This window comes from Gammaproteobacteria bacterium, from assembly GCA_033720895.1.
GTDB lineage: Bacteria > Pseudomonadota > Gammaproteobacteria > Natronospirales > JAJUFS01 > JAWWBS01.
The window spans coordinates 1-22,429 of record JAWWBS010000032.1 but is presented as its reverse complement, the minus strand read 5'-3'; the positions used below and the strand labels follow the sequence as shown (position 1 = coordinate 22,429).

At 62.9% G+C, this 22,429-nt stretch carries 14 protein-coding genes; 8 read left to right on the top strand and 6 right to left on the bottom strand.

Annotated elements, in window-relative coordinates:
• Positions 1-786 precede the first annotated feature (786 nt).
• From R3217_06280 to R3217_06255, 6 genes are all read right to left on the bottom strand, one after another.
• On the bottom strand, positions 787-1,176 hold the full coding sequence (locus tag R3217_06280; protein ID MDX1455043.1) for a hypothetical protein: 390 nt from the start codon (positions 1,174-1,176) through the stop codon (positions 787-789).
• A gap of 19 nt (positions 1,177-1,195) precedes the next feature.
• The gene (locus tag R3217_06275; GenBank protein MDX1455042.1) at positions 1,196-2,281 is read right to left on the bottom strand and encodes a hypothetical protein; all 1,086 of its coding nucleotides are present in this window, start codon (positions 2,279-2,281) and stop codon (positions 1,196-1,198) included.
• A gap of 40 nt (positions 2,282-2,321) precedes the next feature.
• Positions 2,322-3,101: a SapC family protein gene (locus R3217_06270; protein ID MDX1455041.1), complete on the bottom strand. Its 780-nt coding sequence runs from the start codon at positions 3,099-3,101 to the stop codon at positions 2,322-2,324.
• A 108-nt stretch (positions 3,102-3,209) separates the two neighbouring features.
• A complete protein-coding gene (locus R3217_06265; GenBank protein ID MDX1455040.1) occupies positions 3,210-3,941 on the bottom strand; it encodes a FecR family protein in 732 nt (243 codons plus the stop codon).
• Complete coding sequence (locus tag R3217_06260) at positions 3,938-11,089, bottom strand: filamentous hemagglutinin N-terminal domain-containing protein (GenBank protein ID MDX1455039.1); 7,152 nt, start codon at positions 11,087-11,089, stop codon at positions 3,938-3,940. The genes R3217_06265 and R3217_06260 overlap by 4 nt, the downstream gene beginning before the upstream one ends.
• Entirely contained in the window at positions 11,089-12,762 is a 1,674-nt protein-coding gene (locus R3217_06255) for a ShlB/FhaC/HecB family hemolysin secretion/activation protein (GenBank protein ID MDX1455038.1), read from the bottom strand. Before R3217_06255 ends, R3217_06260 begins: the two co-directional genes overlap by 1 nt.
• 334 nt (positions 12,763-13,096) lie before the next feature.
• On the opposite strand from R3217_06255, the gene gcvT reads away from it, so the two are divergent.
• The 8 genes from gcvT to R3217_06215 all read left to right on the top strand — a co-directional run bounded on the left by gcvT (position 13,097) and on the right by R3217_06215 (position 22,403).
• Positions 13,097-14,185: a glycine cleavage system aminomethyltransferase GcvT gene (gcvT, locus tag R3217_06250; GenBank protein MDX1455037.1), complete on the top strand. Its 1,089-nt coding sequence runs from the start codon at positions 13,097-13,099 to the stop codon at positions 14,183-14,185.
• Between the two features lie 151 nt (positions 14,186-14,336).
• Positions 14,337-14,723 carry a glycine cleavage system protein GcvH gene (gene gcvH / locus R3217_06245; protein MDX1455036.1) on the top strand — a complete coding sequence of 129 codons (387 nt, stop codon included), beginning with the start codon at positions 14,337-14,339 and terminating at the stop codon, positions 14,721-14,723.
• 87 nt (positions 14,724-14,810) lie between these two features.
• The gene (gcvPA, locus tag R3217_06240) at positions 14,811-16,190 is read left to right on the top strand and encodes an aminomethyl-transferring glycine dehydrogenase subunit GcvPA (protein MDX1455035.1); all 1,380 of its coding nucleotides are present in this window, start codon (positions 14,811-14,813) and stop codon (positions 16,188-16,190) included.
• Between the two features lie 11 nt (positions 16,191-16,201).
• On the top strand, positions 16,202-16,711 hold the full coding sequence (gene tpx / locus R3217_06235) for a thiol peroxidase (protein MDX1455034.1): 510 nt from the start codon (positions 16,202-16,204) through the stop codon (positions 16,709-16,711).
• The gene (gene gcvPB, locus R3217_06230) at positions 16,705-18,186 is read left to right on the top strand and encodes an aminomethyl-transferring glycine dehydrogenase subunit GcvPB (GenBank protein MDX1455033.1); all 1,482 of its coding nucleotides are present in this window, start codon (positions 16,705-16,707) and stop codon (positions 18,184-18,186) included. Before tpx ends, gcvPB begins: the two co-directional genes overlap by 7 nt.
• A 1-nt stretch (position 18,187) precedes the next feature.
• Complete coding sequence (locus R3217_06225; GenBank protein ID MDX1455032.1) at positions 18,188-18,547, top strand: diacylglycerol kinase; 360 nt, start codon at positions 18,188-18,190, stop codon at positions 18,545-18,547.
• 63 nt (positions 18,548-18,610) lie between these two features.
• The gene (locus R3217_06220) at positions 18,611-19,543 is read left to right on the top strand and encodes a carbohydrate kinase family protein (protein MDX1455031.1); all 933 of its coding nucleotides are present in this window, start codon (positions 18,611-18,613) and stop codon (positions 19,541-19,543) included.
• A 58-nt stretch (positions 19,544-19,601) separates the two neighbouring features.
• Positions 19,602-22,403 (top strand): trypsin-like peptidase domain-containing protein, encoded by a 2,802-nt coding sequence (locus R3217_06215; protein ID MDX1455030.1) that lies wholly within the window; start codon positions 19,602-19,604, stop codon positions 22,401-22,403.
• Positions 22,404-22,429: the final 26 nt, after the last annotated feature.

Genomic DNA, 22,429 nt, shown 5'->3' with positions numbered 1-22,429 from the left:
TGCAGCTGGCTGGTCGCAGAGGCAGCGGGATCAACCTTGGGCGCAGTGGATTCGGCCTGCTCGCCACCACAGGCGGCCAGCAACAGGGTCATGAGGGATACGGCGAGCAGCTTGCGAATCATGGGTGTCTCCGAGATCGAAAGTGGCGAAGTTCACTATCTTGTCCGGGGGTGGGGAGGGAGTCAAACGGGTGACCCTGGTCGGCTTCCAGAGCGTTTTGCCTACCGCTTTGCAGCATTGCGAAGGGCTTGATACCTGCGCCTGCGGCGCGAGGCATGTTCCTTTTCTTTGCGTGGCCAAAGAAAAGGAACCAAAAGAAAGGCCACCCGGTCGGCCACTTCTTCATCTCTTTTGTGCCTGCGGTACTCGTCTCGGTCGGCGCGCGGACAACTCGCTCGCAAGCTCGCTCAGGCACGTCCGCGCTTTCTCCCTCCCTCGCCTGCGTTCCTCGGCGGCCTCCAACGGGGTTGGAGAGGTGGCGTCCTTAGCCTAGTTGGCGTAAACAGTATTCCCGCGTCGCAGTGAGATGGATCGTGGGTTGCTATTGCCTTTCGCGCGACTGTAGCCGCCGAGCATCGCAGGGCATGGCGGGTCGCAGAGCGAGACTGTTTGAGGCCGAAGGCCGAGTTGTCGAGCGTGCCCGTCAGGGCCGAGAAGCGCAGGGTACGGCGCAAAGCGCCGCGGCGGGATTGGAGCGCAAAGCGCTTTTGGTTACTTTTGGCGCAGCAAAAGTAACCCGCCTCAGCTGCGTAGCAGCGGGCGGAATGCTTTTGCTATGGGTGATGCTCAGGTCGTCAATTCGCCGACGTCGCGGATTTCAGGATGAGATTCGAGGATGTCCTTCAATGCACTTCTGAGTGGCTGAATAACCGGACGTGTGTCGATCTTGCGGAACCATCGCCAAATGAGAGGCTTTTCCGGGATCGTGAAAACGCGAAACCTGTTCTCGGAGTTTTTTTCGTCAAAATTTCCGCATCCGACATAAAGTCGGTAGCGATCGTTCTTCAACTCAAGGCACCAACCCCAGTCTTCCGGGAAGACGTTTTCGACAACGTACTCGCGTTTCACCAACTCGCTTGCAAGCATGTCGGCAAGTCGCTTGCCGAAAAGACCGGGATTGACGATTTCATCTTCATCTGGCAGCGGTGGGAATGCATCCGAAACCAGCGTTATCAATGGCCATTCGGAAGGCAACTTACCAGCACTCCATCACTTCATCCATCGGGAAGTCGAGACCGACACGCTCCCAGACATCATTGACGCGCTTGATGACGGGCTCGGCCTGCTTGATCCATTCCGGGTGGCGGTCCCGCTTGTCGAAGACCTTGAACTCGCTTGGGGCCTGGCCGGATTCGAAGCGCGTGTGCCAGCGCTGGGACACGGCTTCCATGCGTTCCTTGCCGTAGGCCACGATGTCGATGTTCTTGTTGGCCGACAGGCCGGTGGTTGCGACGTAGTAGTGGTACTGCTCCCAGTAGCGGAGATAGGCGTCGAAGTAATCCATCTGGAAGATTTCCTGCTGGCCGACACCGGTGTAGGTCAGGTCGCGACGCACCCATTCCTCGATGTTGCCGCGCACCGCGAACTTGCCGTTCTCCGGCAGGCCGCCGGACTTCTCGTAGGTCGAGATGGCCGAGGTGACCGGGTGGCGCACGGTAAAGAGGTGATCGACGGCAGAGCCGAGCACTTCCTGGAAAAAGCCGCCGGCATAGGAACCCTTCAGGAGCTTTTTCGGTACGACGATCTTGCCCATGTGGGTCTTGGCCTGGCCGAAGTAGATTTCGACCATGGTGAGGAACTCGGCCATGGTCGCGAGGCTCATGGTCCAGGAATTCGCGCCCGGCTGGAAACGGAAGGGACCGGCCTCCGGGAAGCCGTCATGGGCGATCACGTTCGGTACTTTCTCCGGGTCGTAGCCCAGGCCGCGGTACAGCTCCTTGGTCAGGTAGGAACCGCCGTTGCGCGGCACGCCGATGACATTGATGAAATGGAAGCGCGACTGGATTTCCTTGATGATCGGCGTCTGGCCGGCCAGCAGGGCGAGAAAGATCTGGTAGGAACGGCCGATGCACTGCTGGCCGACTTCGGTCTTCATCACCTTCTCGGCATTCTCGGCGGCCTTTTCAAGGATGGACTTGTGCTCCTGGCTCAGCTCCTCGGACAGCTGGTCATGCCACTGCGCCTTGCCGAACGGCTTGTTCTCGACAATGTGCACCAGGAAATCGACGAATACTGGCGATACCGGGATTTCCTTGTCCGAAATCTTGATCTCTACGCCCATCGATGTGTCTCCGCGTTATTCGCTTGAATTCAGTCGTTGTTCAGTTCTGGGTGGTCGGTGTTTCGGTGTTGCCGGGTCGCCCCTTGGCCGACGCGATATCCAGCAGCCGCTGGAAATTGTCCAGCGACATCATGTGCGCGTAAATCCGCGACAGCCGGCCCTTCTTCATCATCTGCTTGATGGTCTTGTCAGGCAGGGCGTTCAGCTTTTCCTCGCTGACACGATACATGCCGCCGAGCTGCAGGTCGCCACCCTCGCGTCGCATGGCGCGGGCCGTGAAGGGTTCCAGCAGGTCGAGTTCCTGCAGCTGCTTGCACAGCAGCACGGTCTGTTCGCGCGCGCCTTCGAAATCCTGGATCAGCTTCTGGATCTGTTCCCACTCGGCCGATGGCTTTTCCTGTGCGTCCATGTAGGGCTTGTCGGCATCCACCAGGCCCGAGGGGTCGACGGCAATCAATGACTGCGGCTCGCTGGCCGGTTCATTGCTCACTTGCACGGCGAAGAACGGCCAGCGCCGTACCCAGGCGGGAATGTAATTGCCGACTTCCCAGTCGCCGTTGTCATCGACAAACAGGTTGTCGGCCTCGTTCAGGCCGACGATGGCCAGCGGCAGGTAGCTGCCGCTGCGCTGGTCCTTGCCGAAGGCGACCGGGTAGTGCTTCGCCGCCTGGAAAAATTCCGGCGCGGTAATGAATATCGAGTTCAGCTCGCGGGCAAACGCGGCCAGCCCGCTGGCGGGCCTTGCCTTGCCTTGCAGCTGTTCCTTCTCCAGCGGCACCAGGTCGGTGTAGCCGGGCGGGACGGGGAGTCTGTCGCTCATTGCAGTCCTTGTTGCCTTTTCATGTCAGCATCACGGCAAAACGGCGGCCGCCAGGTAAATGCGCCGCCGCCGTTGCTGCCCGCCGGGCCTGAAGGCCGGCGTGGAAAATCACTCGCCGCAGTTCTCCGGATCCGGCATCGGGTCCTGGGCCAGTACCCGCGGTCGCCTTGGCAGGCGCTGGCCAGGACTGCTGGCATTCGGGGTGAAGCTGTACTGGCCAGCGTCGGTGTCGACCGAGCCCGCGCCATTGACCGTCACGATGCCGCCATCGAATACACCGGCGTACAGGCCATCGGCGGGTGGCGGGGTGACGTCCACGCAGTCGCCGGCGCAGAGGCGCACTTCGAAATCGGTGCCACGGATACCGATGGTCGCCACCGGGGTGCGAACCTTGTAGCGGTCCTTGTTCTCGCGACCGATCAGGCCGGTGATGGCGCGGAAGCCGCCTTTCAGCAGGCGGAACACGGCATTGCTCTCCTCCTCGCTCTCCACGGCCTGGCCGCTGCGACCGCTGCGCGCATTGGCACGCTCGGCCGGGTCAACGACTGCCGGGGTGGTCTTGTAGGCCTCGATCTGGAAGCGCGTGTTCGGGCGCAGCAGGATGCGGCCACCATCCGTGAATTTCACGTTGAGGTAGGAATTCGGACCGGTGTTGATGACCTCGCCGGCATAGACATTGCCGTTCTTGGCCAGGCCGCGAATGTTGCCGTCCATGTCGGCGGCCGTGGCGCGCCCGGTCAGCAAGGTGATGCGGCCGGCGGTTTCGGCGGCCAGCAGGCTGCCTGGCAGGGACAGCAGCAGGGCAAGGGACAGGACGAGCAGTGGTTTCATCGTTTTCATGAGCAGGTCAGCTCCTCATCCATGGTGTCCTGGCGAATCAGGGAGTCGTCCTCTTCCTCGATACCGGTTTCGTCATCCGTGTCTTCGCCTTCCTCGTCACCTTCTTCCTCGCCTTCCGAGCTGTCCGTGCCATAGAGGTCCGCGAGTTCGCCTGCGGTGTTCTGGCTGACATCGATTTCGTCGGTCTGTGGCGTTTCGAAGCCGCCGCTGAGCAGGGTCTGCAGGTCCTTGACGATGCCGGTCGTGATGATCTTGTCGAGCCCGGTCACCGTGCCGTTGGTCAGCAGGAAGACATTCGTGCTGCCCACGTCGATGGTGCCGTTCTGGCCGGCCAGGATGTCGCCGGTGTTATTGGTGCTGCCCAGCGCCACGGTCAGCCCGGCAAACAGGCTGAGGTGGTCCGCATTGGAGTAGTTCACCGTGCTGGTCGCCGCGGCCGTGTTTTCCAGGCCAATGCTGGAGGCCGTGCTGCGGCTGGTGAGCTGCACCAGGGTATCCGGATCGGAACCGCTAAAGCTGGCCAGCGACAGGGTGTTGCTCTTGATCAGTAGGTAGCTGCCGCTCAGGACTAGGTCCCCGAGAATCACGTTGTTGCCCGAGAAGTAGGCATTGGGTGTGGTCGAGGTCGGGGCCAGGGCATCGCCTGCCAGCAGGCTGACCAGCAATGCATCACCCGATTCGCCCGCAATGGCGCCGGAGCCCACGGTTATCGCGAAGCCTGGCAGGTTGATGTTGCCACCGGCCGTGATCGCGAGTGCATCGGCAACCAGCGAGCCCGGCGTGGTGGCACCGTTCACGGCGCCACCGGCGTCCAGGGTCATCGACCCGCCGGCCTGGAAGTCCACACCGTTGATGGCCAGGCGATTGCCGGCCGCGATGTTCATGTTGCCGGCGGCCAGCAGGGTGGCGTTGTTCAGCCCCAGGCCGGTGCCGGCCGTGATCTGGATGTTGTTGGCTGCCATGTACAGCGGGCTCGGCAGGACCAGCGGCGATCCGTCGCCGCGGACCGAGTTGAGGAACTGCATGGACTCCGGGATGACCAGGGTATAGCTGCCACCCGCCGTGATGGCCACGTCGCCGCTGACATCGAAGCTGCCACCGACATGTGCGCCGCCCGCGGCATTGATGGTGATACTGCCGTTCACCGTGGCGGGACCGGCAGCGGCATCGATGCCGAGCAGGGCATTGCCGACCACGAAGCTGCTTGGCGAGCCGCCAAAGAAGGCCGCACTCTGCACATCGTAGCTGCCGTTCGCGACGTCGATGTTGATCGAGCCCGTCTGGACGGTGTTGCCGGTGAGCATGGCGCCGGCACCACCAATGCCGCTGATGTTCACGTCACCGACGACCAGGGCATTCGAAGCCGAGAAGCCCATGCCGGCGATGAGGCCGGGACCGACCAGGCTGAAGGTGGACGAGGTGCCCAGTGTCACGTTGTTCATGACTTCGGTCACGGCAATGTCGACGCCGGAGGCGGCGATGCCGATATTGCCAACCGTCAGCGATGTTCCCGAAATGTTGCCGCCGGTAATCGGCCCGGTGAGCGTGAGGTCCCCGATGCTGACGGCGCCCGGGGTTGTCAGTGCGCGGATGGCGACATTGGCCTCGCCATAGCTGCCTGTCACCGTGCCAGTGGTGTTGATGGTGTTGCTCAATGAATCGATGGAGCTGCGATCGATATCACCGCTGCGCATGCCGGCCGTCGCGGACACGTTCATGTTGAGCGTGTTGATGGTCGTGCCGAACAGTTCGACGCGAGCCGAGCCAAGGGCGGACACGGAGACATTGCCGAGATCGATGTTGCTGGCGTCCGTGTCGATGCCCAGGGAGCCGTTGAAATTCACCATCCGCACTTCGGCGACGCCGCCATTGAGGGTGCCGGAGGTGATCGACGGTCCGCCATCGACTTCGCCGTTGTTCGGATTGAACGGTCCGTCAGATGCATAGGGGTTGCCCGTGCCGCTGCGCGTGAAGGTGCCGCCCGTAGCGGTGTTGTTGATGTCCTGCACCGTGATGTTGTCGGCCAGGAACTGGAGATTGGCAAAAGCCTGGCCGGTAATCGAGATGCTGCCGAAATTGATCGTGCCATTGCCGGAGGCATCGCCGACGGCCATGCGCGCACCGCCACCATTGCGGGTGTCGTTATAGCCGAAAGCGCTGCCCGCGATGAAATCGGAGCCGGTCGCGGTCACTGTTCCGACATCTGCAAAGGCTTCGACATCGACATTGCCGCCAGTGACGCTGGCGAAGTCGAACAACTCGATCTGCACCTGGGGTGCAACGATGGACAGGTTGCCCATTGCCAGGGATCCGGGGGCAAGGCCGAGGTCGTTGGCCTGCAGGCGGAACGCGCCGCCGGAGGTAACGGTCTCGGTGGCCGCACTGGAGTAGCTCGAGGTGATGACGGTCGACGTCCTCACGAAGGATGCGGCTGCGACATTGGCGGTGACATCGCCGACCGTCAGCCCGGCGGCATTCAGCTGGACGTCTCCGAAGCCGGCGGCATTGACCGTGATGTTGCCCATCGTGATCGTGCCGTTCTGGGTTTCGGCGCGCAGCCGCGCGGCGCCCAGGTTGCCGGTGTAGGATTCCGTGCCGCCCTCGATGCTGTTGGTTGCACCCGTCACATTGCCGGCGATGCCATTCAGGCTGACATCACCGTTGACCGTGATGGCATCCGAGTTCGAGAAGATGGTCTGGAACTCGAGCGCTGCGCCGACGATGGTCGTGCCTCCGCCACGGCCGGTCACGGAAATGTTGCCGTCGACCGTGATGTTGCCGCCACCGCCACCATTGGTTGCCAGCGTCACGAGGCCGGTGCTGCTGGCATTGTCCACGGTGATGGCGCCGGTCACGAGATTGCCCGGCGTGTACACCGCTGCAAAGCGTCCGGCGCTGATGTTGCCGACGGTGAGCGGTGCGGTCGTACCCGAGCCACCCCCGCTGAAGACCTGCAGCGAGACGTCGCCATTGACGGCAGAGACGTTGCCGATGTTCACGTTGGCCAGCGAGCTGCCGCCGAAACCGTTCACATTGATCACTACATCGCGGTTGGCCGGGGCGGTGCCGTTGGCGGTCAGGTTGCCCATCGTGACATTGATGCTGCCGGCACCCGAGGGCGCGAAGGCGGCATTGATGTGGTTTGCCGTGATGTCACCGAATGACTGGTTGGTTGCGCCACTGCCGTTGATGTTGACCGAGTTGCCGGCCGTGATGTTGCCGGTGAAGATCTCGAAGCCGCTCAGGGTGACGTTGTTGCCCGCCACGTAGTCGACGAGATTGCCGGCCGTGTTGAAGATGTTGGCATTGGCAATGATGTCGCCCGTCGTGGCCGTGATGGTGTAGCTGCCACCACCGAAGAACAGGCGGGCCGGGCTGGCGCCGAAGTTCACGTCGCCCAGCGCGGTGATGTTGCCGTTGATGTTGATCGAGCCGGTGGAGGCGCCGCCGGCATTGGCAAGGAACGAGCCGGATGAGGCATTGACGTTGCCCAGCAGCGTGATTACACCTTCGCCACCCGCGAAGGTATTGCTGGCCTGCAGCACGATGTCTCCGCCATTGACGGAGCCCAGCGTCATGTTGCCGGCAGCGTTGTTGCCGGTGGCAGTGACACTGATGTTCGCCACGCCACCGGTATTGATGTTGCCCGCATCGAGCAGGGCATCGCTGCCGGAAATGCCGATGGTCACGCCAGTGCTGGCCGTCACCGTGGCCGGTCCGGTCAGCACGCTGCCGGTGTAGTTGCCGAGGTGTACATGGCCCTGGCCGGTGTTGTTGCTGATGACGACCGCGCCGTTGTTGGCGGTGATGTTGCCGGCATTGATCACGCCCGCACCGTTGACTGCCGTCAGTGTCACGTCACCGGTCGCGGCGCTGATGTTGGCGGCGAGGAAGCTGGCTTCCGGGGTGCCGACGCCGAGGTCGATGCGACCGCCCAGCGAGCTGACGGCATTGGTGGTGATGGTCACCGACGAGCCGATGATGGTGCCGCCGATTTCGATGTCCGCGGTGCTCGGGTTGAAGCCGGCGAGGTCCGTGGCGGAAACGTTGATCGCGCCCAGTGCGTTGATGCCGCCACCGACGGTGACGTTACCGCCCGCGTCGGCAGTACCGGTGATGTGCTCGGCGGAAATGGTGACCGGACCACCGCTGGCGCTGATTGCGCCACCCACCGTGATGTCGCCGCCACCGCTGCCATTGGCTTGTGCATCCAGCAGGATGCTCTGTCCGGCAACACTGCCGGTGACGTTGATGCCATTGCCAAAGCCGCCCGTGTAGATGGTGACGGCCCCGGAGGCATTGATGTTGCCGTTGTAATTGAACGCGTTGACCCGCGAGGCCGACGTGCCGAACTGCACCAGGCTGCCGCCGATCGTGCCATTGCCGGTGATCGTGATGGTGCCGGGTGTCCGGACCACGCCGTTCACGTTCACCTGGCCGGCATGCAGGATCAGGCCGCTGGAGAAGAAGCCGCCGCCAAACGACACCAGGCCGGTTGGCGATGTCTGGTTGATACCGGCCGCCAGCACCAGGCCGGCGGAGGCACTGTTGTTGGTGCCGGTGATGACGATGCTGCCGGCTGGCGCGACATGGATGTTCGCCGTACCGCTGAGCTGCACGTTGCCGTTGATTGCCACGTCCTGGACGTTGCTGCTGGTGACACTGCTGCCGATGTCGGCGTTGACGCCGGTCAGGTCGCCATTGATGGTGACGAGGTTGGCAGTGTTGATGTTCACACCCTGTATGAACTGGCCACCGATGGTGACGTTGCTGCCCGCATCGATGGTGGCGCCGGCACCGAAGGCGACGTTGCCACCGGCGCTGCCGGCAATGGATACGCTGCCCGCCACGTTGATCGGCGCGTTGATGGCGGTGAGGCCGGCCGGGCTGTTGTTGCCGACGATGAAGCTGGTGCCGGTGATGGAACTGCCGGTGACGCTCACGCCGCTGGCATTCAGCGGACCTGCGGTGATGATGCCGCCACCGCCGATGCCGGCCGTGGCCGAGACGGTCAGGTTGCCACCGGCCGTGACGTCGAGGACGTTGATCGATCCACCCGTGCCGGTCGCGCCGGGGCCGCTGGCCGTGATGATGATGTTGCCGCCGCCCGATACAAGGCCGGTGATGTCGATGGTGCCCGGGCCGGAGCTGCTGCCATCGGCAGTGATGCTCATGTTGCCGATGGTCGCATTGACCGAGCCATTGATGTTGATCGCGCCGCTGCCGACGTTCAACCAGACGGCATTGCTGACATTGACGTTGCCGTTGACGGTCAGGCCGCGGACATTGGTGATCGCGCCGCTGGTGCCGGCATAGAAATTCGTGCCGACGATGTCGCCGTTGTAGGTCACGCCGGTCAGCGCCGTGTAGACATAGGCGTTCTGGATGTTGCCACCGGTGATGTCGACGGTCGTATCGACATTGATCGAATCCAGCGAGCCGAATACCACGCTGCCGCTGCCGGCATTGATGGTCACGCTCGCGGCGCGCGCCGCGCTGGTGCCGATGCCCGGCAGGCTGATCGCGGCGTCCGTGCCGCCGCCGACAATGCTGGCGGTGAAATTGCCCGCGACGTTGATGTCATTCAGGCCATTTGAGAGCGAGATCTGGTGCGAGGCATCGGGATCGCTGGACGGATTGACCGTCACGCCCGAGCCGCCGAACACGCCACCCGCCAGGCCCAGGCCGAAGCTGGTCGTGCCGCCAGTCGCGACATCGCCAATGTACAGCGACAGGTCACCCGAGCCGGTTGCGCCCAGCGTGACGCCGCCGATGGCGTTGTCCCAGGTGATGGTTTCCGAGGCGACCAGGGTGACGTCCACGCCGAGATTCAACTGGCCGGTGATCCAGCCGGTCGTGACCCGCGTGACGTCTTCGGAATTCTGGTAGAACAGTGGCGTGAAGTTCCAGGTGTAGCTTGACGCCGTGTAGGCAGGCGCCGCTGCACCGGTACCCATCGCAATGTGCTGCGGGTCCATGATCAGCGCGCCGCCCGCGGCGATGTGCTGCATGCCGGCCAGCGCCACACCGCCGTAGCCCGACACTTCGATGGTGCCGCCGGTCGCGCCCTGCGCGGAAATGGTGTTGCCGGCCAGCTGGTCGAGCTGTTCTTCGGCGATGAAGCGCGCATCGCCGGCATCGAAACCGGCATCACCATCGACGGTCTGCACGCCGCCATCGGCCAGGATCACGTCCTGGTTGCTGCGAACCATCATCTGGCCGCCGTCACCGTCCACGCCGGAGGCATCCAGCGTGCCGGCGTTCTCGACATCGCCACCATGGCCGACCAGCCAGATTTCGCCACCGACATTCTCGATGGCATTGGCGCGCACCAGGCCTTCGTTGTTCACGGCGGTGGCGACAAGGTCGTTCGCCACGCGTGCGGTCATCACCACCATGCCGCCATCAGCCAGCAGCGAACCGGCATTGCGCACGCCGGAGGCATCGGCCAGCGTCGATTCGCTGACGGAGAAGTTCACCAGGCCATCGCCCTCGAGGTCGACGGTAAGGTCGTTGCCGGATACCAGGCCGACGGTACCGGCCATGGCGGTGACGACGCCGTTGTTCTCGGTGAAGTCGCCGGCCAGCAGCACGTAGCCGCCGTTGCCCGCGGTGATGGTGCCGTCATTGATCACCTGTCCGGTGCTGGTGTCGGCCAGCACGCGGTTGAAGCTGTAGTCACCCGCGATGAAGTCCTGGTCACTGATGTCCAGCGTGGTGGCCAGCAGGCCCTGCACGTCGATGGACGCACCTTCCGCAAAGAACACGCCCTGCGGATTGACCAGGAAAACCTGGCCGTTGGCCTGGATCTGGCCAAGGATGTAGCTGGCGTCGCCGCCCAGCACGCGGTTCAGGACGATGGAGCTCGCGCTCAGCTGGTCGAAGATGACGTATTCGTCGGCACCGACGTTGAAGCTGTCCCAGTTGATGATGGCGCGGTCGGTCAGCTGGTCGATGTGCGTGGTGGTGGTGTTCGGGTTGGTGATGAAGGCGTTGCCGTGAACGACTTCGCCGCCCTCGGGGCCGGCGAGTGCAATGCCGGGAATGCCGAGCAGCGCGACCGAGGCCGGTTTGCGCAGCAGGCTGCTGATTGTCCGACCGAGGTCGATCCGCTTTGCAGGCTTCTTGTTCATGTCGTCATCACTCATCAGAACCTCACCATCACGTTCGCCCAGACATGGCCATCATCGTCTTCGTTAAGCGATGTGTGATTGTCGATCGGCGCGGCATACACCACGCTGCCGGTGAAACGATCGGTTTCACCGCCAAAAATCAGGCCGGCACCGGCACTGCCGAGTTCACCCTCGACATCGGTGCTCGGGTCCTCGCCCGGCAGCAGTTCGCGCTTGGCCGTGCCGCCGTCGACGAACACGGTCGCGGCGATGGGGAACTTGCCGGCACGGAAATAACGGCGCAGTTCCAGGCCCAGGTAGGCGCCCTGGTCACCGCGCAATTCCGAGGGGAAGTAGCCACGCACCGAGAACGGGCCACCGAGGGAAAATTTCTGCGAATCCACCAGCGGGTCGGAGGAGTGCACGACCGTGGCGCGGCTGTAAAACAGCCAGTTGCTGCCGAAGGGCAGGCTGAGACTGCCGTCGAGGCGCAGCTTGGCCTGCTGCGCATCCGACTGGATGTCGGTCACGGTGCTTTCATTGGCCTTGCCGTTACCGGAGACCAGGGCGGAGAAGGTCCAGCCAATGCGCGAGGTGGTCAGGCCGCTGGTGAAAATGCCGAGTTCCAGCAGCGTCAGTTCGGTGGCGTTGTTCGGCAGCAGCGCGTCGGCAATGAAGGATTCGGTCTCGAAGCTGTAGACCGCAGCATTGAACACCACGTTGCGGGTGCGGGTGCGCGAGATCGGCTGGATGTAGTCGACGCGCGTCGTCGTGTTGTCGCCCTCGATGCCAAGTGCGGCAAAAACGTCACCCTCGACTTCGTAATCGGCGCGGTTATAAGTGAAGCGCAGGCGACCACCGTTGTTGGTGACCGGGAAGCCATAGGCGATGTTGCCGTAGGTCAGCAGGCCATCTTCGGAGGCCAGCACGGTGCCGTTCAGGCGATCACCGAAACCGCCAGGGTTGTTGATGAAGGCATTGGCGGTCAGGCGAATCTGCCCGAGTTCCTCGCGACCGTAGTTGTCGAGACTGGCCGTCCCCTCGAAGCGGTCTTCGGCCACGCGGAAAGCGATGTTGGATGTGCCGTACTCGGTGCCCGGCTTTATCACGGCGCGGGCCTCCAGGCCCGGCAGGTCGTTCAGCAGCAGCACGGCGGTTTCCATGCGCTTGTTGCGGTACAGGTCGCCCGGTTGCAGGCTGGCAAAGCGTTTCGCCAGGAAGCCGAAGCTGTAGCGCTCGTTGCCGGCAATGCTGACGCCGCCAATGCGGCCTTCGATGATCTCGATGCGTACCGTGCCGCTGTTCAGGCGCTGGGCCGGAATGACCGCAGAGGCCAGGCCGTAGCCGGCATCGCGGTAAAGCTGGGTAATGCCATCGGCTGCCGCATAGATCTGCGTCAGCGACAGCTGCTGGCCGGTGTAGTTGGCGAGCAGCGCTGCGAGATCGGCATCGGAAAAGACGGTATTGCCGACGAAGCTGAAGGTATCGACCCGCACGGTCGGGCCGGCCGGTGCAGCGGGCAGCGACGGGTCGGTGGTTTCGGGCTCGGGAACCGGTTGCGGCAGGGGAAGGGCGGGTGGACGCTGCTGGATGGAATCCTGGATGGCGCCCGGTGACACGGGCGTCCCTGCCTGCACCGGCAGGAATGCAACAGCGACGGTCAGCGTCGCGAGGCTCAGGAATGGCCTGAGTCGCTTACGATTAAACACGGATTTTGCCCCCTCTATCCCTGCAATACGCGGTGGCACTGCGGATTTCCCCTCAGGGACTTTATACCGTTTTTCAGGGTTTGTTTGTAGCCCGGATAAGGTGACGCGGTTCACTTTTTTGCCTATCTGGACAATCCTTGCCCACTCTTGCACAAGCCCCGGCAGGTGCGGGCTGCTGGCTGCGCCGGGCGGCGACTTTGATGGTCTTGGGGAGGCGGATTAGGTATTATTCCGGCCTCTGCGCGGGGGGCTGGATTCACCGTCCTGGTGATCGCCTTCCGACTGGCAAGCGAACCCTATATATAAGTGTCTGATTGCAACCTGGAGCCGTTGAATGGGAAACCGTACACCCTTGTATGAGCAGCACGTTGAAATGGGCGCCCGCATGGTCGATTTCGGTGGCTGGGACATGCCCGTCAATTACGGTTCCCAGATCGAAGAACACCACGCCGTGCGCCAGGATGCCGGCATGTTCGATGTCTCCCACATGACGGTGGTGGACCTTGCCGGTGAACGCACGCGTGATTTCCTGCGCTATTTGCTGGCGAATGACGTGGCCAAATTGCAGACGCCAGGTAAAGCGCTTTATACCTGCATGTTGAACGAAGATGGCGGTATTATCGACGATCTTATCGTCTACTTCCTCGCCGAGGATTTCTTCCGGATGGTGGTCAATGCCAGCACCCGCGACAAGGACCTGGCGTGGATCGAGAAGCAGGCCAAGGCGTTCGATGTCGAGGTTACCGAGCGCAGCGACTATGCCATGGTCGCCGTGCAGGGCCCGCAGGCCCGCGACAAGGCGGCCACCGTGCTGCCGGCCGCGCACCGCGAGGCGGCGCTGGCCTTGAAGCCGTTTTCGGCCGTGGCCTGCGATGAATGGTTCGTGGCTCGCACCGGCTACACCGGTGAGGATGGCTGGGAAGTCATGATCCCGGCAGAGCAGGTTGCCGAGGCATGGCAGGCATTCGCCAGGGCCGGTATTGCACCCTGCGGCCTGGGCGCACGCGACACCCTGCGCCTGGAAGCGGCGCTGAACCTTTACGGCTCGGACATGGATGAATCCACCACGCCGCTCGTGTCTGCGCTGGGCTGGACCGTGGCTCTCGAGCCGGAAGACCGCGATTTCATCGGCCGCAAGGCGCTGGAGGCCCAGAAGTCAGCTGGCGTGCCGCAGAAGCTGGTCGGCCTGGTGCTGGAGGAGCGCGGCGTGCTGCGAGGCCACCAGAAGGTCGTGACCGAGGCCGGCGACGGCGAAGTCACATCGGGTACTTTCTCGCCGACGCTGCAGCGCTCGATCGCGCTGGCGCGGATTCCGAAGGACGCCGGCGAGACGGTGCAGGTCGAGATTCGCGGCAAGCAGCTGGCCGCACGGGTGGTGAAGCCGCCGTTTGCCCGCAATGGCGAGGTGAAGGTGGCGCTGTAAGCGCAGGAACAGGACGTCGCGGGGGTCGAATCCGGCCGCCGAGACACGTACGATTCAACTTTGGACGCGGCCCTTGCCAGGGCCCCCGGCAGCGGTTCGCTCCCGCGGTCGTCCGGACAGGATTTGTGGAAAATTTGCAGGAGTCAGCAGCATGAGCAACGTACCCGGTGAACTGCTTTACACCAAGTCGCACGAGTGGATTCGCAAGGAAGACGATGGCAGCGTGACCATCGGCATCACCGACCATGCGCAGGCAGCGCTGGGCGACCTGGTTTTCGTCGAGGCGCCGGAAGCCGGTGACTCCGTGGATGCCGGCGATGCCGTGGCCGTGGTCGAATCGGTCAAGGCCGCTTCCGACGTCTATGCGCCGATTGCCGGCGAGATCCTGGCGGGCAACGATGACCTGGCGGACACGCCGGAAAGCGTCAACACCGATCCTTACGGCGAAGGCTGGATCATGAAGCTCAAGCCTGCCGATGCGTCCGACCTCGACGGCCTGATGGACGCGGCTGCCTACGAAGCCACCCTGGACGACTGAAACATCGAGCGCGCTGGCGGCCTGCCTGCTTGGTCCGGGCGCCAGCGCCATTCCCCCTCAACCCGCACTTCTATTCGGTAACGCACAATGCCTTTCATTCCGCATACGGAAAAAGATATCCGCGACATGCTCGCGACCATCGGTGTCGACAGCGTCGAAAAGCTGTTTGACGAGATTCCCGCCGAGCTGCGCGTGGACGACCTGCCGGGCGTCCCCGAGGCAGCCAGCGAGATGGAAATTTCGCGCATCATGCACGAGCGCGCCGCGAAGGACGGCATGGCGCTGAACTTCATCGGTGCCGGCGCCTACGAGCATCACATTCCGGCCGCCGTCTGGGAAATCACCACGCGCGGCGAGTTCTATTCGGCCTATACGCCTTACCAGGCAGAGGCCAGCCAGGGCACGCTGCAGCTGCTGTACGAATTCCAGACCATGATGGCCTCGCTGACCGGCATGGAAGTGTCGAACGCATCGCTTTACGACGGTGCGACCTCGCTGGCCGAGGCGAGCCTGATGGCCGTTCGTGCGAATCGCAAGTCGAAGTCCAAGAAAATCCTGCTGCCGGCAACGGTCAATCCCTTGTACCGCAAGGTGGCCAAGGCCATCTGCACGACGCAGGACATCGAATTCGTTTCGCTGCCCTATGACGCGAAGACCGGTGTCACTGATCTCGATTCGCTGAAGCAGTACGACGGCGAGGACATCACTGCATTGGTGATTCCGCAGCCGAACTTCTTCGGTCACCTGGAAGATGGTGATGCGATGACCGACTGGGCGCGGGCCAACAATGTCATGACCATTGCGGTCGTGAACCCGATGGCGCTTTCCATCATCAAGCCGCCGGGCGAGTGGGGCAGTGATGGCGAAGGCGTGGACATCGTCTGCGGCGAAGGCCAGCCGCTGGGTGTGCCGTTGAGCTCCGGTGGTCCGTATTACGGCATTCTCTGTGCCCGCAAGGCACATGCCCGCCAGATGCCGGGTCGCATCATTGGTCGCACGGTCGACCTCGACGGCAAGGAAGGTTTTGCCCTGACCCTGCAGGCGCGCGAGCAGCACATCCGCCGCTCCAAGGCGACCTCTAACATCTGCACCAACCAGGGCCTGCTGGTCACGGCATCGACGATCTACATGTCCTTGCTCGGTGCCGAAGGGCTGTCGCGCGTGGCAGCGGCTTCGCATGCCAACACCCGCGACCTGGTGAAGGCGCTGACCGCCATCGATGGCGTGTCGGTACATTTCGAAGGGCCGAATTTCCACGAAGCCGTGCTGAAGCTCGATCGACCCGTGCAGCCGGTGCTCGAAGGCCTGGCCGACCGCGGCATTGTCGGTGGCTTTGCGCTCGTGAAGGACTACCCGGAACTGGAAGGCTGCGTGCTGGTCTGTGCGACCGAGACGCGCACTGCGAAAGATATCGAGAGCTACGTCGACGCATTGCGCGACGTGTTCGCAAACGTTTCTGCAGCTTGAGGAGAATGACCATGGCGAAGACGATGCTGGGTGACAATGAAGTGACACTGAGCGGTGACCTGCCGAAGGTTGGCGATGCTGCTCCGGATTTCTCGCTGGTTGATGGCGACCTGCAGGACAAGAGCCTGGGGGACTTTGCCGGCAAGAAGAAGCTGCTGAACATCTTCCCGAGCATGGATACGCCGACCTGCGCACTGTCCACCAAGAAGTTCAATGACCACGCCAAGGCCCATGACGATACCGTCATGCTGATGGTGTCTGCCGACCTGCCGTTTGCGCAGAAGCGCTTCTGCGGCGACGAAGGCCTGGAGAATGTCATCTCGCTGTCGACCATGCGTGGCCGCGAAGGCTTCGACAAGGGCTATGGCCTGTTCATCCAGGACGGTCCGCTGGCCGGCGTCACGGCTCGTGCCGTGGTCGTCATCGATGCGAACGACAAGGTCGTTCACACGGAACTCGTGCCGAACATCGGCGACGAGCCTGATTACAACGCTGCACTCGAGGCGCTCGACAAATGCTGATCTTCGAACACTCCCGCTCCGGACGCCGCGCCTTTGCGCAGGCGCCGGCCGAGATGAGCGACATCTCCGACATTCCGGCAAAGTTCCGCCGCGAGTCGAAGCCGCTGCTGCCTGAATGCTCGGAAATGGATACCGTGCGTCATTACACGCGCCTGTCGCAGAAGAATTTCTCCATCGACACGCATTTCTACCCGCTGGGTTCCTGCACCATGAAATACAACCCGCGGGCCTGCAACACGCTGGCGATGATTCCTGAATTCCTGACGCGCCATCCGCTGGCGCCGGATTCGACCGGCCAGGGCTTCATGGAATCCATGTACGAGTTGCAGGAAATCCTGCGAGGTGTGACCGGCATGAAGGGTGGCGTTTCGCTGACCCCGATGGCCGGTGCCCAGGGCGAGCTGGCAGGCGTGATGATGATTCGTGCCTACCACGACGCACGTGGCGATCACGAACGTCGTGAAATCATCGTGCCCGATGCAGCGCATGGCACGAACCCGGCAACGGCCGTGATGTGCGGTTGCAAGGTGCGCGAAATCCCGACCGACAAGAATGGCGACGTCGATGTCGAAGCCTTGAAGGAAGTGGTCGGCCCTAAGACGGCCGGCATCATGCTGACCAATCCGTCGACCCTTGGCGTGTTCGAGCGCAAGATCAAGGAGATCTCCAAGATCGTCCATGACGCCGGCGGACTGCTTTATTACGACGGTGCCAACCTCAACGCGATTCTCGGCAAGGTGCGCCCGGGTGACATGGGTTTCGATGTCATTCACATGAACCTGCACAAGACCTTTTCCACCCCGCACGGCGGTGGTGGTCCCGGCTCGGGTGCCATCGGCGTGTCCGAGCGCCTTGCGCCGTTCATGCCGATTCCGATTGTCGGCAAGGAAGACGACGGCAAGGGCGGCGCACGTTACCGCTGGCTGGACGAGAAGGACCTGCCGCAGTCCATTGGCCGCCTGAGTGCATGGATGGGCAATGCGGGCGTGAACCTGCGAGCGTATGTCTACGCGCGCCTGCTGGGCCGTGAGGGCATGAAGCGCGTGTCCGAGTTCGCCACGCTGAATGCCAACTACATGATGAAGAAGATGAGCGATGCCGGTTTCGACCTGGCCTTCCCGAATCGTCGTGCCACGCACGAATTCATCGTGACGCTGAAGAAGCAGGCCAAGGAGCTGGATGTCACGGCGATGGACTTCGCCAAGCGCCTGCTGGATCTCGGCTACCATGCACCGACGACCTACTTCCCGCTGCTGGTGCCGGAGTGCCTGCTGATCGAGCCGACCGAGACCGAGTCGCGCGAATCGCTGGATGGTTTCATCGACGCCATGGTCGCGATCCAGAAGGAAGCCGAAACGGATGCCGAAACCCTGAAGGGTGCACCGTACACCTTGCCGGTGCGGCGCCTGGACGATGTCAGGGCAGCCAAGCAGCTGGACCTGACCTGGAGTCCGGACCGGGACTCGGCCGCCTGACATGGCCGATGGCCTGAAAGGCATCGCCAGGCTCAAGCGCGCCATGCGCGTGACGAGCAAGGCTTTTGCCTGGGCAGCGAAGAACGAAGAGGCCGTGCAGCTGGAGCTGCTCGGCCTTTTCTTTTTGACACCGCTGGCGTTCTGGCTGGGCGATTCCGCGGTGGAACGCGTGCTGCTGATCGGCAGCCTGCTGCTTCTGTTGCTGGTCGAGTTGCTGAACTCGGCCATCGAGTCCGCCATCGATCGCATCGGTCCCGAGCATCACGAACTGTCGGGGCGTGCCAAGGACCTCGGCTCGGCCGCGGTGTTCGTTGCAATGCTCATTGTCGCGCTCAGCTGGGGGCTGGTACTGCTGGGGTGACACGCGCCGGTTCATGCGTTTAACTGATATTCCGTTTTCATCGAATCAACAAGGAAAGCTTTCATGTCGGCACTGATCTGCGGCTCCATGGCCTATGACAACATCATGCTCTTTGACGGGCACTTCAAGGATCACATCCTTCCCGACAAGGTGCACATGCTCAATGTCGCCTTCCTGGTGCCGGAGCTGCGCCGGAATTTCGGCGGTTGTGCCGGCAACATCGCCTACAACCTCAAGCTGCTGGGCGGCGATGGCCATGCCATGGGCACGGTGGGGCAGGACTTCAAGCCGTATGCCGAATGGCTGAAACAGCATGGCATCGATGACCGCTATCTGAAGGTGATCGATGACGCCTACACCGCACAGGCCTACATCACCACGGACAAGGATGACAACCAGATCACGGCCTTCCATCCCGGTGCGATGAACTGTTCGCACGAGAATGTCGTGCCGACCGATGCCGGCGTGTCGCTGGGCATCATCGCGCCCGATGGTCGCGATGGCATGGTCCAGCATGCGCTGCAGTTCGCCGAGGCCGGCATTCCGTTCGTCTTCGACCCGGGCCAGGGCCTGCCGATGTTCGACGGCGACGACCTGCTGACCTTCATCGACCAGGCGACGTATGTTGCGGTCAATGACTACGAGTCGCAGATGCTGGCCGATCGCACCGGCCTGTCGCCGGCCGACATTGCCAAGCGCGTCGATGCATTGATTGTCACGCGCGGCGGGGAAGGTTCGATCATCTACACCGAGGGCAAGCGCCTGGATATCGCTGCGGTCAGACCGAGCGAACTCAAGGACCCGACGGGTTGTGGCGATGCCTATCGTGCCGGCCTGCTGTTCGGCCTGATGAACGACTTCGACTGGACCACGGTCGGCAACATTGCGTCACTGATGGGTTCCTTGAAGATCGCGCACAATGGCACGCAGAACCATGCCTTCTCGGCTGACGAGTTTGCGTCGCGCTTCAAGGATGCTTTCGGTTACGCCTTCTGAACCAAAGCGTCGGGCATTGGTCGAAACGGCGAATGATTTGCCAGGAGTACAGGCCGGCATGAAAGAACTTGGAACGACAATTGCCGCAGGCGTGTTGCTGGCGTTTGCGATGCCTCTCCAGGCTGCTGAATGGTCGAGCACCATCGAGCGCACTGCACCATCGATCGTCAGCATCCAGGTCGATTCGGTTCGCGCCTTCGATACGGAATGGAATGCCTCGGCGCAGGGAACCGGTTTCATTGTCGACGCCGAGCGCGGCATCATCCTGACCAACCGGCACATCGTGCAGTCCGGTCCGGTAACGGCACAGGCTGTCTTCCGCAATCACGAGGTCGTCGATCTCAAGCCGATCTACCGTGACCCGGTCCATGACTTCGGCTTTTTCCAGTACGACCCGGATGACCTGAAATTCATCGAACCGCAGAGCATCCGGCTGCGTCCTGATCGTGCCACGGTCGGACGCGAGATCCGGGTGATCGGCAACGATGCGGGCGAGCAGCTCTCCATCCTGGCCGGCACGCTGGCCCGTCTTGATCGTGAAGCGCCGAACTACGGGCGCGGCTACTACAACGACTTCAATACTTTCTACATCCAGGCGGCCTCCGGTACCTCCGGCGGCTCTTCCGGCTCGCCGGTGATCGACATTGATGGCAATGCGGTTGCCCTGAATGCCGGCGGACGGGCCGATGCAGCGTCGAGCTACTACCTGCCACTGGACCGCGTGGCACGCGCACTGCGCATCATTCAGTCGGGCGGTGAACCGAGCCGCGGTACCTTGCAGACCACCTTCGTTCACAAGCCCTTCGACGAGTTGCGTCGTCTCGGCCTGGCGGAGGGTACCGAAGCGCGGGTACGTACCAGGAGTCCGGACGAGACCGGCATGCTGGTGGTCGAGCAGGTGCTGCCGGGCGGCGCGGCCGATGGCCTCTTGCAGCCGGGCGACATCCTGGTCGAACTGGGCGCTGCATTGACCACCCGTTTCCCGTCCCTGGAAGCAGGACTGGACGAGGCGGTTGGCGAGCAGCTGCGCCTGCGGGTCGAGCGGGGCGGCAAGTCGGTGGAGCTGGAACTGACGGTGACCGATCTCCATGCCATCACGCCGGCGCGATTGATCGAATTCGGCGGCGCCGTGGTCAACCGCTTGTCATACCAGCAGGCTCGCGGCCTTTATCGCGAGCAGCGCGGTGTCTACGTGGCCAACCCCGGTTACGTGCTCAACCGGGCCGGCATTCCGCGCGGTGCCGTCATCACGGCGGTGCAGGGAGAGCCGGTCGAGGATCTCGATGCCTTCCGCAAGCTTTTGCTCCAGACAGGGCAGGACGAGCGCCTGCGCCTGCGTTACTACGATTTCCAGGAACCGCGCCGCGATGTCGTGAGCGTGATGACCATGGACTGGCGCTGGCATCCGGCACAGGACTGTCGGCGTAACGACCGGCGCGGCCTGTGGGATTGCGAACCGCTGGCGCCTGGCAGTTCGGCCGGCAGTGTCGACCAGGAAGTTCGCAGCCTGCGCTTCCCGGATTATGGTGACGCCACCATGAACCGCATCGCCCGGTCGACCGTGTTCATCGAATTCGACATGCCGTACCTGATCAATGGCGTGGGTACCCCGAACTACTTCGGTACCGGCCTGGTGGTCGATGCGGAGCGTGGCCTGGTGCTTGCCGATCGCAACACGGTGCCCGTTTCCATGGGCGACGTACGACTGACCTTCGGTGGCTCGGTCGAGCTCGAGGGGCATGTCATCTATGTCCATCCGCTGCACAATCTCGCGATCATCCAGTACGACCCCGTCCTGCTTGGCGATACACGGGTACGCTCGGCCGAGCTCGCCGTGCGTCCCGCGCAGCCGGGGGAGGAAGTCAGCGTGATCGGATTCCGTCCCAACCAGGCGCTGCGGATGAAGGGTTCCAGGGTGCAGGACATTTCGCCGCTGCAGCTGCCGTTGTCTTCCTCTTTCCAGTTTCGCGAAGCCAACATGTCGGTAGTGCGCCTTGAAACGCCACCGGATGGCGACGGTGTGCTGCTCGACGAGGATGGCAAGGTGCTAGGCGTGTGGTCGAGTTTTTCCTACCAGTCCGGGCGCGGCATTTCGCAGACCTTTGCGGGCATTCCATCGATCTACATCCAGGATCTCCTGCCGCTGGCGAGAGCCGGCCGCGATACCGAACTGCGTTCGCTGGAAGTGGAGCTTTACTTCATGCCGCTGGCCAGTGCGCGCAAGCTGGGATTGCCCCAGGCGTGGGCCGAGCGCATCGAGGCCGCGAGCGAACGAGAGCGCCGGGTGCTTGCCGTGGATCGAACGGTTGCCGGCTCGCCTGCCGAGCAGCTGCTGGAGCAGGGCGACCTGGTGCTTGCTGTAGAGGGACAGGTGGCAACCGATTTCCGGGTGGTCGAAGAGGCCAGCCAGAAGCAGAGCGTGGAGCTCACCATACTGCGTGATGGCAAGGTCCTGACGGCGGTCATATCAACGGTCGCCTTGAGTGGTCGCGATACCGATCGCCTGCTGGTCTGGGCCGGTGCCCAGTTGCACGAGCCGCATCGCGCCGTGGCCGTACAGCGCGGCATTCCACGCGAGGGCCTGCTGGTCGCGTTCTACAATTTCGGTTCGCCGGCCTCGCATTACGGCCTGGGACCGGGGCGTCGGATCGTTGCGGTCGACGACCAGCCCGTCAGTGGCATCGATGACTTCCTGGACGTGGTATCCGACAAGCAACAGGGTGATGCCGTTCGCCTGAAGACTGCCTTGTGGGATGGCCGGATCGAAATCATCACCCTCGAGCTGGACCTGCACTACTGGCCGACCTATGAAGTTCGCCGCAACAACGGCAACTGGCAACGACTGCTGGTTCGCGACTGACTAGCGCTGGCGAGCTTCCGGGGGGC